Below are 14,318 nucleotides of genomic sequence, written 5' to 3' on the forward strand. Positions count from 1 at the left end.
GGGCGAAGCCCGTCCTTCCTGGAGCTCCCGCTAGACGTGTTTCAGTGCGAACCAGTAGAAACCATGACCGGGAAGCGTGAGCAGGTACGGCAGTTCGCCGATCTGCGGGAACAACACCCCGCCCCGCGCCTCCACCGGCGTCATGCCCTTGAAGCGGCGCAGGTCCAGCTCGACCGGCTGCGGGAACTTCGACAGGTTGTTCACGCACAGCATGAGGTCGTCGCCCTCCTCCCGCAGGAAGGACAGCACGGACGGGTTCGACGACCACAATTCGATGTAGGCGCCGGTGCCGAAGACCGCGTGGTTGCGCCGGATCTGCAGCATGCGGCGGGTGAAGTGCAGCAGTGAGCCCTCGTGCTTCTGCTGGGCCTCCACGTTGACCGCCTGGAAGCCGTAGATCGGGTCCATGACCGCCGGCAGGTAGAGCCGGCCGGGGTCGGCGCTGGAGAACCCGGCGTTGCGGTCGGGGCTCCACTGCATCGGGGTGCGGACCGAGTCGCGGTCCTCCAGCCAGATGTTGTCACCCATGCCGATCTCGTCGCCGTAGTACATGACCGGCGAGCCGGGCAGCGACAGCAGCAGCGCGTGGAACAGCTCGATCATGTCCCGGTCGTTGTCGAGCAGGGGCGCCAGGCGGCGCCGGATGCCGAGGTAGGCGCGCATGCGCGGGTCCTTGGCGTACTCGTTGTGCATGTAGTCGCGCTCTTCCTCGGTCACCGTCTCGAGCGTGAGCTCGTCGTGGTTGCGGAGGAAGATGCCCCACTGGGCGGTCTCGGGAAGCTTGGGAGTGCGCGACATGATCTCGGAGATCGGCTCGCGCGTCTCCTTCTTGACCGCCATGTAGATGCGCGGCATCAGCGGGAAGTGGAAGGCCATGTGGCATTCGTCACCCCCGGTGGTGGGGTCGCCGAAGTACTCGACCACGTCCTCCGGCCAGCCGTTCGCCTCGGCCAGCAGCACCCGGTCGGGGTAGAGGCGGTCGACCTCGGCGCGCACCTTCTTCAGGTAGGCGTGCGTCTCCGGCAGTCCCGAGCAGGCCGTCCCCTCGCGTTCGAAGAGGTACGGCACGGCGTCCAGGCGGAAGCCGTCGATGCCGAGGTCCAGCCAGAAGCGCAGCACCTCCAGCATGGCGTCCTGCACGGCCGGGTTGTCATAGTTGAGGTCCGGCTGGTGGTGGAAGAAGCGGTGCCAGTAGTACTGCTTGCGCACCGGGTCGTAGGTCCAGTTGGACTCCTCGGCCCCGATGAAGATGATCGGCGCGTCCGGGAAGCGGTGCGGATCGTCCGACCAGACGTAGAAGTCGCCGAAGGGGCCGTCCGGATCGTGCCGGGATGCCTGGAACCATGGATGCTTGTCGCTGGTGTGGTTCATCACCAGGTCGGTGATGATGCGCAGACCGCGGGCGTGCGCCGACTCGATGAGCTGGACAAAGTCCCCAAGATCTCCGAAATCCGGAAGAATCTTCATATAGTCGGAAATGTCATACCCGCCGTCACGCAGCGGAGACTCGTACAACGGCAGCAGCCACAGGCAGTCGATGCCCAGCCACTCGAGGTAGTCGAGCTTCTCGACCAGGCCGCGCAAGTCGCCCGTGCCGTCCCCGTTGGAGTCCTTGAACCCCCGGACGAGGACCTCGTAGAAGACAGCCCGCTTGTACCATTGCGGATCCTCCGAGACGAACGTCTCGGACACCGGCTCCGGCGATGGGGATGCGTTGATCATGTGTCGCTCACAGAAGGAGATGTGGGCAGGACGAAGTCACCGGTTTCCCCGGCGTGTTGTGGTGACCGCGCCGCCTGGAGTCGTCATCCCTGCGAACCCCATGCCCTGAGCGAGACCGGATTTGTGACCCGGTGCCCGCTTGTTCGCGGCGCTTACGGGCCGAACACTACCAGCCCGTCGGCCTTCCGGAACCCGCTTGTGCTGTGCCGCATTTAATACCCGTGAGATCGGAGTGTAATCGTGATGTTACGCAGCGTTAGTTAGAAGGGTGCTTCCAGTTCACCGAGATCAGGTTCCACGTCGTGCAGCCACGCGCCGAACAACACCAGGCCACGCACCCAGAACCGGTCGTTCCAGCCGCTGAAGCGCGTCAGCGCGTCCGGTCCGCCGGCGATCACCTCGTGCAGGTCCTCCGACAGCAGACCAGGCACCCGCTCGGCCACCTTGGCCAGCATCGCGTGGGAGTACTCCCGCGCCGGCGCCGCCGTCGAGCGCAGCGGCACCCGCCGCAGCGGCTGCTTGACCACGTTCGTGGACGGCAGCGCCGCCACCCGGGGACTCGCCGCGTGCAGCAGCTCGCGGTAGAAGCGCCCCTTGTCCTTCCTGGCCACGCCCACCGACAGCGCCGCGTCGAAGAACTCCGGATGGATGAACGGCGCGGCGAACGACGCCTCCGGGCCCACCAGGTTCACCGCCGAGCGGGCGATGCCCCGGACGGTCCGCGTGTGCAGCACCGACAGCGGCAGCTCCGCCCGGTGCCCGTGCAGCATCGAGGTGGCCGCCGCGAACTGCTCGCCGACCGTCTGCGCCATCCACCCGAGCGCCGCCTCCGACAGGAACGGCCGAGACGGCGCCCCCAGCGACAGCGAGCTCAGCACCGCCGCGGACCGCTCGGCCTGCGAGGTCGCCTCCAGCGCCGCCCCGCTGACCATGAAGTTCTTCAGCAGCGGCCCGCCGGCCAGGCCGTCCACCAGGATGCGCCCGGCCCCGTGCACCTCCTTGGCGAACGGCGCGTACCAGGCGTGATGCGGCGTCAGGAACTCCAGCCTGCGCGCCACCTCCAGCGCGTCGGCCGGATACGTCGCCGGGTCCTGCGATACCACGCGGTGCGGGATGCCCAGCTCGCGGGTGATCGCCCGGGCGAAGGCGATGTCGGTGTCGGTGCCGTCGTCCGGGCTCGTGGTCCAGGACTCCACGTCGAAGCCGCGCGCCACCGCCACACTGGCCAGCAGCCGCGAGTCGTAACCGCCGCTGACCGGCACCAGCAGGCGCCGCCCCTCGTACTCCCCGTAGACCTCGTGCAGGATCTCCAGGATCTCGCCCGCGCTGGTCCACGCCTCGTACGGCTCCCGCCGCAGCCACCGGGGCAGCCGCCGCTCCGTGGCCAGCCGGTCGCCGGTGAACACCAGCGCGCTCGACCCCGGCAGCCTCTTCACCTGCAGGTACGGCGTGGCCTCGCCCAACGGAAAGGTCACCTGGAGGATCGAGGCCCATGCCGACCAGTCGATCTCTACCGGGACCAGCGACAGCAGGGGCGCGATCAGGGACGAGAAGTAGACGGCCTCGCCCAGCCGTACGTAATAGACGTCGACCAGCCCGAGCGCGCCCGCGTGCAGCGTGACCCGATCGCCCGCGCCGACCAGGCCCGGGGTCTCGTAGGTCTCGGCGACCGTCATCCAGTCGCCGCCGGTCGCCGGCCTGCGCTCGCCCCAGGCGAAGGCGAAGCCGTCGACGGTGCGCTGGTAGGGCGGCAGGGGGGCCGAGCTGAACAACGCGGCGCCGGCGGTCTGAAGGGCCGGGCGGCAGCGGGGTCCGGCGGCGGCCAGCTTCGCCACGACGGCTGGGTCGATCCGGCCGAGCGCTCCGCAGACGTAGGGCCGCACATTGAACTGCACCGGATCCATCCCTTCCTGCCGCTTACCGGTTGAAGGGTATCGTTTGGCTCCGTGAGCGAGCGTAGCGAGCGAGCCAATGAACACAGCCACATTGTCATTGGCCTGACGGAGGAAGGCCGATGACGGAGTTGGAGAGCACGCGTAAAGCGCTCAGAGAAGCGGTGGCGCAAGCTGAGCATGCGGCGCACCTGGCCAGGCTGCTCGACGCCGCCCAGGCCAAGCTCGCCGCCGCCGAGCAGAGCGCCGAGGAGGCCAGGGTGCTGGCCGCCCGGGTCACCGAGCTCGAGGACCGGCTCGACGACGCGCGGGCCGACGCCGACAAGCTGCGCAAGGACCTCGCCGAGCAGCGCTACCAGGCCGAGGTGGCGCAGTGGAAGCTCTCCTCCATCAAGGTCGCCCGCTGGAACCGCCTGGGTGACGCCCTCAAGTCGGGCAAGTCCAACCCGGTCCGCCTGGCCAAAGGCATCAAGGGCGCCGCCAAGGCCGCCCCGCGCCCCGTGGCTCCCAAGCGCAGGCCGGTCCCGGCCGAGCAGCAGCGCGACGAGCGGCCGGGCGCCGCCTTCCAGGCCACCGCGGCGACCAGGACGATCGAGGGCGCCTCGTTCCGGCTCAAGCCGTTCCGGATTCCGACCGGGCCGAACACCCGGCCGCACCTGACCGCCGCCGTCGTCGCCGACCCGCACGCCGAGGCGCTGCTGCGCTACGAGTGGCGGCAGACGACCGGGTTCACCCCGCGCGACTTCGCCAGGATTCTTCCGCTGGAGGTGCCCCACCTGCTGGTCGTCGAGTCGGTCACCCAGGGCCCGTGGGCCGAGGAGATCACCGGCGAGCCCGGCGAAGGACTGCGCGCCCTGCTGGCCTGGTGCGCGGAGCGCGGCATCCGGACGGTGTTCTGGCACACCCAGGGCGATCCGGCCGCCTACGCCGCCGCTGCCGCGCTGTTCGAGTACCGCTTCAGCGTGGACGCCGGCACCGGCTGGCCGCAGCTGCGCTTCGGGGTGCAGCCGAGGGTGCACAACCCGCTGCCGCTGTCGGGCGGGCGGGTGGATCGCGTGCTCACGCTGGAGCAGCTCCTGCCGCCGCACCTGAGCTACCCCGACGTGCTCACCTCCTACCGCTGGCCGGCGGCCGTGGACGTGCCGCCCGGCACCGAGCCGTGGCGCACGGCCGAGATCGCCGCCTGCGGCACCTCGATCGGCCCCGAGGCCGACTCCCGCCGCGCGCACGCCGCCCTGCGCCGCGCCTACGCCGCCGGGACCATGACCGAGCGCGTGGACGAACTGCTGGAGCGCATCGGCCTGCCCAGTGCCCGCGCCACCCTGGACGTCTCGGTGATCCTGCCCGTCACCGACCCGGCCACGCTGGAGCACGCCCTGGCCCAGGTCGCCCGGCAGAGCGGGGTCACGCAGCTCATCCTCTTCGGCCACCCGGGCGCGGGGGAGCGGGCCCGCGACGTGGTCAAGGGCGCCGAGGTGGTCTTCCGCGACCTCGACCCGGCCCTGACGACGGGCGGCATGCTCAACCGCGGCCTCGACCTGTGCGAGGCCGACCTGGTCGCGGTCATGGACCCGCGCGATGTGTACGGCACGCACTATCTGTCCGACCTGACCAGGGCCTTCCTGTTCAGCACCGCGGACATCACCGGCAAGGCCGCCTTCTACGCCCATCTGCGCAACGCCCAGACCACGCTGCTCAAGCAGCCGGACGCCGAGTACACCTACACGCCGGAGATCGCCGGAGCGACGCTGCTGGCCCGGCGCAACCCGCTGCGGGAGCTGGGTTTCCCGGACCTCACGGAGGGCTGGGCCGAGGTGCTCATGCGGCAGTGCCGTACGGACGGGGTCAAGGTCTTCTCGGCCGACCGTTTCGGGTACGTGCACGTGCGCGACGAGGACCGCTGGCTGCTGGGCGCCGCGCAGCTGGTCGAGTACGGCTCCGCCGAGCCGCATGCGCTCATCTGAGGATCTTCTCGTACGGCGGGGCCGGGTTGACGCGCACGCGCCGACGTCGGCTCGCCTCTGTCCTGGCCGGTCGTGTGGGCTCACGGGGTGCGCGCCGTGACGAAGCGCGTCGTGGGCCGGCTTTAGGCTCGAGGTGTGAACCTCCGCCAGCTCGCCGATCTCCTGGGCGAGCCGCCCGCGCCCTCCGGGGACTGGGCCGAGGAGGCGGTCTTCCTGTCGTCGGCGGCCTTGCGGCGGCGGGTGGACCCCGCCGGCCTGGCCGCCGCTGTCCCCGGCGCGACCGCGCTGCCCAACGGGGTGATCAGGATCGTGCTGGCCGAGCCGTGGGAGGTGGCGGGCGAGGTCTTTCCGGTGGCCGATCAGGGGTGGGCGGACGTCCCGCGGACGTGGGACAACCCCGGATTTGTTGTGAAATATGCGCGCTTTCGGGCGGTGGCTGTGGGGCGGTGGGCGCGGGCTCTGGGCGTGCCCCCAGAGCCTTTCGAGCCGCGACTGCTGAGTCACGCCCGTGACCGGGCCGTGCTGCGGGTGCTGGCCGAGCTTCCCGGGCGGCGGGTCAGCCGGGATCCGGGGTGGGCGGCCTATCTGGTCCGGCTGGCGTCGGCCTACCATGACGCCTTCGAGCAGGCGGCGCCGCTGCCGCAGGGGGACGAGGCCGTGGCGCCGGTGCACACCGCCCGGGTCAGGCTGGCGGGAGCCGTACAGAAAGTGCTCCCAGGGCCGGACAGAATCTGAAATTTCACGCCATATGGCGTGAAATCGTGTAAAAGCTATGCAATTTCCTGTCGATCGTGTCTCGACAGGTGGGCATGGTGTCAGCCTCGATCCCGCGTTCCGATAGCCTGCTTTGGGTGAGTCGATTCGCCCATCCCGCAGGGGACCGGCACGCCGAGATGCTGCCCCACGAGCGCCCGCCGCTGGCGCCCGCCGACCTCAACCGGATCAATCCCGCGATCTGGCCGCGAACGTCGAGCAGGACCGAGGGCGCGCTCACGGTCGGGGGCATCGACGTGCGCGACCTCGCCGCCGAGCACGGCACGCCGCTCTACGTCCTCGACGAGGCCGACGTGCGCTCGCGCATGCGCGACTACGCCACCGCCTTCTCCGGCTCCGAGGTGCACTACGCCGGCAAGGCGTTCCTGTGCAAGGAGATCGTGCGCTGGCTCCAGGACGAGGGGCTCGGCCTCGACGTGGCCAGCGGCGGCGAACTCGCCGTCGCCCTCAGCGTCGGCTTCCCGCCCGAGCGCATCACGCTGCACGGCAACAACAAGTCGACCGCCGAGCTGACCAGGGCCGTCGAGGCCGGTGTCGGCCACATCGTCGTCGACTCCTACGAGGAGATCGCCCGCCTCGGCTACCTCGCCGAGCAGCTCGGCCGGCGACCCAAGATCATGATCCGGGTCACCACCGGCGTCGAGGCGCACACCCACGAGTTCATCGCGACCGCCCACGACGACCAGAAGTTCGGCCTGTCGCTCAACACCGGCGCCGCCGCCGAGGCCGTGCGCCGCATCCTCGCGCTGCCGCAGCTCGAACTCGTCGGCCTGCACTCCCACATCGGCTCGCAGATCGTCGACACCGCCGGCTTCGAGGTCGCCGCCCGCCGCCTGGCCGGCCTGCTCGTGAAGATCAAGGACGAGCACGGCGTCGTCCTGCCCGAGCTCGACCTCGGCGGCGGGTACGGCATCGCCTACGTCGAAGGCGACGAGGCCCCCGACATCAAGGAGCTGGCCGACGGCCTGCGCGAGATCGTCGCCAAGGTCTGCACCGACGCCGGGCTGCCGGTGCCCAAGCTCACCGTCGAACCCGGCCGCACGATCGTCGGCCCCGGCGGCATCACGCTGTACGAGGTCGGCACCGTCAAGGACGTCGAGGGCATCCGCACCTACGTCAGCATCGACGGCGGCATGAGTGACAACGTGCGCACCGCGCTGTACGGCGCCGAGTACACCGCCGTGCTGGCCAGCCGCGCGAGCGACGCGCCGCCCATGCTCAGCCGCCTGGTCGGCAAGCACTGCGAGAGCGGCGACATCGTCATCCGCGACTTCTACCTCCCCGCCGACCTCGCGCCCGGCGACCTCATCGCGGTCGCCGCCACCGGCGCCTACTGCCGCTCGCTGGCCAGCAACTACAACTATCTGCCCAGGCCCGCCGTGGTCGCCGTCGCCGACGGCGCCTCCCGGGTGATCGTGCGGGGCGAGACCGAGGACGACCTGCTGAGGGGGCAACTATGAAAGTCGCGCTGCTGGGTTGCGGCGTCGTCGGCTCGCAGGTCATCCGGCTCATGCGCGAGCAGGCAGACGACCTCACCGCCCGCATCGGGGCGCCCCTGGAGCTGGCGGGCGTGGCCGTACGCAGGCTGGGCCGTAAACGCGAGGTCGACGTCGACCCCGAGCTGCTCACCACCGACGCCGAGGCGCTCGTCACCCGCGACGACGTGGACATCGTCGTCGAGGTCATCGGCGGCATCGAGCCGGCCAGATCGCTGATCGTGGCCGCCCTGAGCAAGGGCAAGTCCGTCGTCACCGCCAACAAGGCGCTGCTGGCCGAGGACGGCGCCACCCTCCACGAGGCCGCCCGCACCGGTGGCGGCGACCTGTACTTCGAGGCCAGCGTCGCCGGGGCCATCCCGCTGCTGCGCCCCCTGCGCGAGTCGCTGGCCGGCGACCACGTCAACCGGGTGCTCGGCATCGTCAACGGCACCACCAACTACATCCTCGACAAGATGGACTCCAGCGGCGCCTCGTTCAACGACGCGCTGGAGGAGGCGCAGGCGCTCGGCTACGCCGAGGCCGACCCCACCGCCGACGTCGAGGGCTTCGACGCCGCCGCCAAGGCGGCCATCCTCGCCGGGCTGGCCTTCCACAGCCGGGTCACCGCCGAGCAGGTGCACCGCGAGGGCATCACCGAGATCACCGCCACCGACGTGGCCTCGGCCAAGGCCATGGGCTACGTCATCAAGCTGCTGGCCATCTGCGCCCGCTCCGACGACGGCCAGAGCGTCGGCGTGCGCGTGCACCCGGCCATGATCCCGCGCACGCACCCGCTGGCTGGGGTGCGCGAGGCGTACAACGCGGTGTTCGTCGAGGCGGAGTCGGCCGGGCAGCTCATGTTCTACGGCGCCGGCGCCGGCGGCGCGCCCACGGCCTCCGCCGTCCTGGGCGACATGGTGGCCGTGGCCAGGAACCGGCTGACCGGAGCCCGTGGGCCGGAGGAGTCCACCTACGCCTCGCTGAGCGTCCACCCGATGGGCGAGACCGTGACCCGCTGCCACGTCGCCCTGGACGTGGCCGACAAACCGGGCGTGCTGGCCCGGGTGGCGGAGGAGTTCGCCCGCCACGACGTCTCGATCCAGACCGTGCGTCAGGAGGGCCACGGCGACGACGCCCAGCTCGTGCTGGTCACCCACCGCGCGTCGGACGCCGCCCTGACCGCGACCATGGACGCCCTGCGCAAGCTGGACATCGTCCGCGCGGTGGCCGGCGTCATGCGCGTCGAAGGCGACGGCCAGGCCTGACCTGCCCGGCCGCCCGCCGTACCTGGACCGCGGTCAGGTACGGCGGGCGATCGCGGTGATCAGTGGCTGCACGAGCCGCGCGGCCAGCGGGCCGAAGGCGGCCAGGATGAGCACGTACGCGGCGGCCAGCGGGCCGAGGTCGGGATGGACGCCGGCGGCCACGGCCAGACCGGCGATGACGATGTTGAACTCCCCGCGCGGAATCAGCGCGATGCCGGCCCGCGCCTGCCCGGCCTTGGCGATGCCGGCGCGGCGGGCGGCGTAGGCGCCGGTCACCAGCTTGGTGATCATGCTGACCAGGGCCAGCAGCGCGGCCAGCCCGGCCACGGGCAGGATCGCCTTCGGGTCGGTCTGCAGGCCGAAGAAGACGAAGAAGACCGCGGCGAACAGGTCGCGCAGCGGCTCCAGCAGCGCCCTGGCGCCTTCGGCCAGCTCTCCCGACAGGGCGATGCCCACCAGGAAGGCGCCCACGGCGGCGGAGACCTGGAGCTGCTGGGCGATCCCGGCCACCAGGAGCGCGAGGCCGACGACCTTCAGGAGCAGGACTTCCGAGTTGGGGCTGGCCACGAAACGTTCGATGAGCCGGCCGTACCTGAGGGCGAAGACGAGCACCACGCTGACGGTCGCCAGCGCGATGCCCACGGTCACGGCGCCGCTCAGCAGGCTCGCGCCCGCCAGCACCGCGGTGAGGATGGGCAGGTAGAGCGCCATCGTCAAGTCCTCGAAGACCAGCAGCGACAGCACGACGGGTGTTTCCCGGTTGCCGATCCACCCCAGATCGGACAGGACCTTCGCGGTGATGCCCGAGGACGTGGCGTAGGTGACGCCGGCCATGGCGACGGCCGCGACGGGTCCCCAGCCGAGCAGGAGCGCGGCGATGGCGCCCGGGGCGGCGTTGAGGACGAGGTCGACCAGCCCGCCGCGCAGGTTGCCGCGCAGGCTGGTGACCAGTTCGTCGGCGTTGTACTCCAGGCCGAGCGTGAGCAGCAGCATGATGACGCCGAGTTCGGCGCCGACCTCGATGAACTCCTCGCTGGTGGCCAGCGGGAGGATGCCGCCGGTGCCGAAGGCCAGACCGGCGATGAGGTAGAGGGGAATGGGCGAGATGCCGCCGCGCAGGGCCAGCGCGCCGAGCACGCCGAGGCCGAGGAGGACAGCACCGAGTTCGAGGAGAAGAATTCCCGCGTGCACCCGCGCGCCCTACCCGGCGGCCAGGATGTCGGCGGCGGCGGCGGTGCCCTCGAGGGTTCCCACGACCACGACGGTGTCACCGGCCGCGAACACGAAGTCGGGTCCGGGGCTGGCGACCACCTGGCCGTCGCGGACGACGGCCACGATGGAGGAGCCGGTGCGGGTGCGCATCCGGGTCTCGCCCATGGGACGCCCGGCGTACGGCGCGCCGGAGGTGATGGCCAACTGTACGCTGACCAGGCCCTCGACCTGCCGGTGCAGCTCGTTGAGCCGCTGGACGATGCGAGGGGCGCCGAGCAGCTCCGACAGCGCGTCCGCCTCGTCGTCGTTGAGCTGGACGGCTTCGCAGGCTCGATCGGGGTCGCCCTTGTCGTAGATCACCAGATCCCGGCGGCCGGTGCGGTGTGACACGACGCCGATCCGCCTTCCGGACTGTGTGGTGAACTCGTGCCGCAGTCCGATCCCCGGCAGGGCCGTCTGCTCGACCTCCATCGCGCGCCCCTTCATTGTTATTGTTCCGCTTCATCCTATTTGATCTGTTTGGCCTCGTAACGCCGCAGGGCGATCCGGGTTGCCAGGGCGAGGACGACGGACATCACCAGCAGCACGGCCATCGCGCGCAGCCAGGCGGCCGGGTCGTGATTCCAGAGCGCGTCCTTCGGCTTCGCGATGTCGATCTTCTGGAGGTCCACGGTCGCGGCCGCGGCCGCGTAGCCCCAGCGGGTGGGGATCAGCCAGGTGAGCTGCTCCAGGCCGGTGCGGCCGACGACCTCGATGAGCTTGCCGATGAAGACGAACTGGGCCATCACCAGCACGACCATGATCATCATGGCTTGCTCGTTCGTGCTGACCAGGGCGCTGACCAGCAGGGCCAGGAGACTGCAGGTGAACGCGACCATGGCCACGACCACGACGATCTCGGCGTGGCCGGAGCCCAGGACGAGGGGATCGGACGGCGGCTTGCGGCCGATCATGGCCAGGGTGACGAAGATGACGGCCTGGACGACGTTGATCGCGCCCAGGACCGCGGCCTTGGACAGCAGGTAGGCGACCGGGGAGAGGCCGACCGCGCGTTCCCTGCGGTAGATGGGGCCCTCCTTCACGATCTCGCGGATCGCCCCGATCAGGCCCATCAGCGCGGCGCCGAAGACCAGGATGATCAGGAGCGTCCCGGCCTCCTCGCTGCGGCCCAGCTTGCCGCCGGGCGGCGCCAGGCCCGTGGAGCCCTCGACCACCCGCGTCATCAGCGCCAGCACGATCGGCAGGCCGACCATCGACAGGGCGGCCAGCTTGTCGGAGCGGATCACCGAGACCATGCGGCGGGCCAGGATCGCGAACTGGCGGGCCATACTCTGCTTGGGCGGGACCGGGGGAGGGGTGACCGTCTGGGAGTCGAGACCGCTCTGGCCAGGGGTCGCGCCGCAGTAGCGGGCGTAATAGGGCGACAGGCGGAAACGCTCGGCCCAGAGATCGGGCTCGTCGCTGACCTTCTTGAAGACCTCCGAGTACTCCTTCGCCTCGAAGAAGCCCAGAAGCTGGTGCGGCGGGCCGAAGTAGCCCACCTTGCCGCCCCGGCACAGCACGAGCACCCGGTCGCACACGTCCAGATGCAGCACGCTGTGCGTGACCACGACCACCGTCCGGCCGTCGTCGGCCAGCGACCGCAGGGTGTTCATGACCTCCTTGTCCAGGCTGGGGTCCAGGCCGGAGGTGGGTTCGTCCAGGAACAGCAGGGACGGCTTGGTCAGCAGCTCCAGGGCCACGCTGGTGCGTTTGCGCTGGCCGCCGGAGAGGCGGTCGATACGGAGTTTGCGGCGCTCGTCCAGCTCCAGCTGGGTGATGACCTCGTCGATGCGGGCCCGGCGCTCCGCCCTGGTCACGTCCTGGGGGAAGCGCAGGGCCGCCGCGTAGCCCAGGGCGCGTTCGACCGTCAGCTCCTTGTGCAGGATGTCGTCCTGGGGAACCAGGCCGATGCGGTGACGCAGGTCGTCGTAGTGGGCGTAGAGGTCGCGGCGCTCGTACCACATGCGGCCGTACGTGGCCGGCCGGGCGCCGGTGAGCGCGCCCAGCAGGGTCGACTTGCCCGCGCCCGACGGCCCCACGACCGCCAGGAGGCTGCAGGCGTCCAGCTCCAGGCTCACCCGGTCCAGCAGGACCGTCCCGCCCGCCTTCACCGTCAGCTCCTCCGCGCGCAGGGAGACCGCGCCGGTGTCGGCGTGCACGGCCACGTGGTCGCGGTGGACCACCAGCTGGTAGTGGCCGACGGAGACCAGGTCGCCGGGCTGGATGTAGGCGTCGGTGACGCGGTGGCCGTTGACGTGGGTGCCGTTGCGGCTGCGCAGGTCGCGGACGTAGGGGCCGTGGGGGGACTGGTGGATCTCCGCGTGGTGCCTTGAGACCAGGAGGTCGTCGGGCAGGGCCAGGTCGTTGTCGGCCGACCGGCCTATGCGGATGACCGGGGAGTGGGGGGTGAGCTGGAGGACGCGGTCGGGGACGGCGCTGGGACGTTGAGGGCCGGTCGGGCGGCCCAGCTGGGTCGCGGGCTCCTGCCGGCCGGAGCCGGGGTGGCGGGTGCCTTGCCGGGCGGCGGGCTGTGCCGCGCTCGGGTGACCGGTGCCGTGCTGGGCGGCGGGCTCCGGCAGGATCTTGGTTGCCCCGTACCCCGGCTCCGGGCGCTGTGGTCCGAGGTGCTCCGGCTCGAGGTCGAGGCGGGGGCCGTGGTCGGCGCCGCCCAGCCGTACCGTGCAAGGAGTGGTCAGGTGGATCGTGGAGACGCGGTCGGCGCCCAGGTAGGTGCCGTTGCGGCTGCCCAGGTCCCGCAGGATCCAGCGGCCCGACTCGAACAGGACCTCGGCGTGATGGCGGGAGACCCGGGCGTCGGCGATGGCGATGTCGCCCTCGCGGCCCACCAGCAGCCGCTGACCAGGTACGAGCCGCACGAAACCGGATGGGCCCCGGACCAGTAACGCCGTCATCTCTCCCCAACCCCGATACCCCGCTCGTGCCGCAATTATGGCCGCATATCGGGCTGAGGGCGTGGCCAGGCGATCGGCGATACCGGGACGTGACCTCTGGTGTAGTGGTAGGCCACCGTCGCCACGCCCAGCGCCAGGCCCCAGGGCAGGAAGAACAGGCCCGCGCCGCCCGTGGCCCAGTCACCGGCGTCGGCGGCCACGAGCGCGCGCGCCATGGTCAGGCCCGCCACCGTGACGGCCACCGAGACGATCGACGCGGGCACCACGGCCATGGCCTCCGGCACCGCCCGGCCACCCAGCACGGGCACCCACCGGGGGAACTCCCTGCCCCAGCGCTGCGCCAGGCCGAGCGTCAGCAGGGCGCCGCCCAGGCAGAGCAGCGGCAGCAAGTACTGCTGCCCCCACACGAGGCCCTTGGCGGCGAAGTCGGCGCGCAGCGTGTCCACGTACGCCTGGTCCACGCCCAGCGGGATGCCCGCCGTCCACGCCGCCCGCTGCAGCCCGTACGGCAGCGGCCCCAGCACCGCCACGGCCGTCGCCCATCGGCCGATCCGCCGCCACGGCCAGGGCCGGGAGTCGCCGCGGCGCGTGCTCAGGGCCACGCCGACCCACAGGGCGCCGCCCAGGATGCAGACGAGCTGGTTGAGCACCGGCCAGTCGACCAGGCCGAAGTAGCCGCCCAGGGCGTAGGCCATGTTCTGCATGAGGCGGATGTCGGGCAGGAGGAAGAGGAGCACCGCCCCGGCCGTCCAGGCGAAGGCGGCGACCAGCGGGGACGGCAGCCGCCTGGCCAGCGCCGCCACGAGGACGCCCGCCGTACCCGCCAGGGCGATGACCGGCGCCATCGTGCCCGCCGTCACCCCCTCGAACAGGCTCATCCCGACGCCCGCCCGCGGGTCGCCGAACGGGAACCCGCCGCCGCCGGCCCACCAGTGGTAGCCGAGCCCGCCGTAGATCGCGCTCCAGGTCAGCGCGCCGTACACGATCAGCTGCTGTCGTTTCATGGCCATCAGCCTGAGCCGCGGGCCGCCCGCCGACATCTGCCGATCGGCGGATT

Annotated in this window: 10 protein-coding genes; 4 read left to right on the forward strand and 6 right to left on the reverse strand. The window is 71.1% G+C overall.

Going from position 1 to position 14,318, the window contains the following annotated elements:
* Nucleotides 1–30: 30 nt before the first annotated feature.
* Nucleotides 31–1,722, reverse strand: coding sequence for a maltose alpha-D-glucosyltransferase (gene treS / locus FVE25_RS27035; protein WP_157249877.1), 1,692 nt, complete (start codon nucleotides 1,720–1,722; stop codon nucleotides 31–33).
* 260 nt (nucleotides 1,723–1,982) lie between these two features.
* Nucleotides 1,983–3,626: an asparagine synthetase B family protein gene (locus FVE25_RS27040; RefSeq protein WP_246267502.1), complete on the reverse strand. Its 1,644-nt coding sequence runs from the start codon at nucleotides 3,624–3,626 to the stop codon at nucleotides 1,983–1,985.
* A 110-nt stretch (nucleotides 3,627–3,736) separates the two neighbouring features.
* Here FVE25_RS27040 and FVE25_RS27045 point away from each other — a divergent pair, with 110 nt between their 5' ends.
* The 4 genes from FVE25_RS27045 to FVE25_RS27060 all read left to right on the forward strand — a co-directional run bounded on the left by FVE25_RS27045 (nucleotide 3,737) and on the right by FVE25_RS27060 (nucleotide 9,095).
* Entirely contained in the window at nucleotides 3,737–5,578 is a 1,842-nt protein-coding gene (locus tag FVE25_RS27045; protein ID WP_246267504.1) for a hypothetical protein, read from the forward strand.
* A 135-nt stretch (nucleotides 5,579–5,713) separates the two neighbouring features.
* The gene (locus FVE25_RS27050; RefSeq protein WP_157249879.1) at nucleotides 5,714–6,313 is read left to right on the forward strand and encodes a DALR anticodon-binding domain-containing protein; all 600 of its coding nucleotides are present in this window, start codon (nucleotides 5,714–5,716) and stop codon (nucleotides 6,311–6,313) included.
* 116 nt (nucleotides 6,314–6,429) lie between these two features.
* Nucleotides 6,430–7,812, forward strand: coding sequence for a diaminopimelate decarboxylase (gene lysA / locus FVE25_RS27055; protein ID WP_157249880.1), 1,383 nt, complete (start codon nucleotides 6,430–6,432; stop codon nucleotides 7,810–7,812).
* Nucleotides 7,809–9,095, forward strand: coding sequence for a homoserine dehydrogenase (locus FVE25_RS27060; protein WP_157249881.1), 1,287 nt, complete (start codon nucleotides 7,809–7,811; stop codon nucleotides 9,093–9,095). The genes lysA and FVE25_RS27060 overlap by 4 nt, the downstream gene beginning before the upstream one ends.
* 33 nt (nucleotides 9,096–9,128) lie before the next feature.
* Here FVE25_RS27060 and FVE25_RS27065 read toward each other — a convergent pair whose 3' ends face one another.
* Genes FVE25_RS27065 through FVE25_RS27080 form a run of 4 tightly spaced genes read right to left on the reverse strand, consistent with a single transcriptional unit; the run spans nucleotide 9,129 to nucleotide 14,265 of the window.
* A complete protein-coding gene (locus FVE25_RS27065; RefSeq protein WP_157249882.1) occupies nucleotides 9,129–10,286 on the reverse strand; it encodes a cation:proton antiporter in 1,158 nt (385 codons plus the stop codon).
* Between the two features lie 9 nt (nucleotides 10,287–10,295).
* Complete coding sequence (locus tag FVE25_RS27070; protein ID WP_157249883.1) at nucleotides 10,296–10,778, reverse strand: cation:proton antiporter regulatory subunit; 483 nt, start codon at nucleotides 10,776–10,778, stop codon at nucleotides 10,296–10,298.
* Nucleotides 10,779–10,813: 35 nt separating this feature from the next.
* Nucleotides 10,814–13,261 carry an FHA domain-containing protein gene (locus FVE25_RS27075; RefSeq protein WP_157249884.1) on the reverse strand — a complete coding sequence of 816 codons (2,448 nt, stop codon included), beginning with the start codon at nucleotides 13,259–13,261 and terminating at the stop codon, nucleotides 10,814–10,816.
* A gap of 35 nt (nucleotides 13,262–13,296) precedes the next feature.
* On the reverse strand, nucleotides 13,297–14,265 hold the full coding sequence (locus FVE25_RS27080) for a hypothetical protein (RefSeq protein WP_157249885.1): 969 nt from the start codon (nucleotides 14,263–14,265) through the stop codon (nucleotides 13,297–13,299).
* Nucleotides 14,266–14,318 lie beyond the last annotated feature (53 nt).

This window comes from Nonomuraea typhae, from assembly GCF_009760925.1.
Taxonomy (GTDB): domain Bacteria; phylum Actinomycetota; class Actinomycetes; order Streptosporangiales; family Streptosporangiaceae; genus Nonomuraea; species Nonomuraea typhae.

Coding starts and splice junctions, on each gene's coding strand:
- treS (WP_157249877.1), bottom strand. CDS start 1,722: ATGATCAACGCATCCCCATCGCCGGAGCCGGTGTCCGAGACGTTCGTC.
- FVE25_RS27045 (WP_246267504.1), top strand. CDS start 3,737: ATGACGGAGTTGGAGAGCACGCGTAAAGCGCTCAGAGAAGCGGTGGCG.
- FVE25_RS27060 (WP_157249881.1), top strand. CDS start 7,809: ATGAAAGTCGCGCTGCTGGGTTGCGGCGTCGTCGGCTCGCAGGTCATC.
- FVE25_RS27075 (WP_157249884.1), bottom strand. CDS start 13,261: ATGACGGCGTTACTGGTCCGGGGCCCATCCGGTTTCGTGCGGCTCGTA.
- FVE25_RS27080 (WP_157249885.1), bottom strand. CDS start 14,265: ATGAAACGACAGCAGCTGATCGTGTACGGCGCGCTGACCTGGAGCGCG.
- FVE25_RS27040 (WP_246267502.1), bottom strand. CDS start 3,626: ATGGATCCGGTGCAGTTCAATGTGCGGCCCTACGTCTGCGGAGCGCTC.
- FVE25_RS27070 (WP_157249883.1), bottom strand. CDS start 10,778: ATGGAGGTCGAGCAGACGGCCCTGCCGGGGATCGGACTGCGGCACGAG.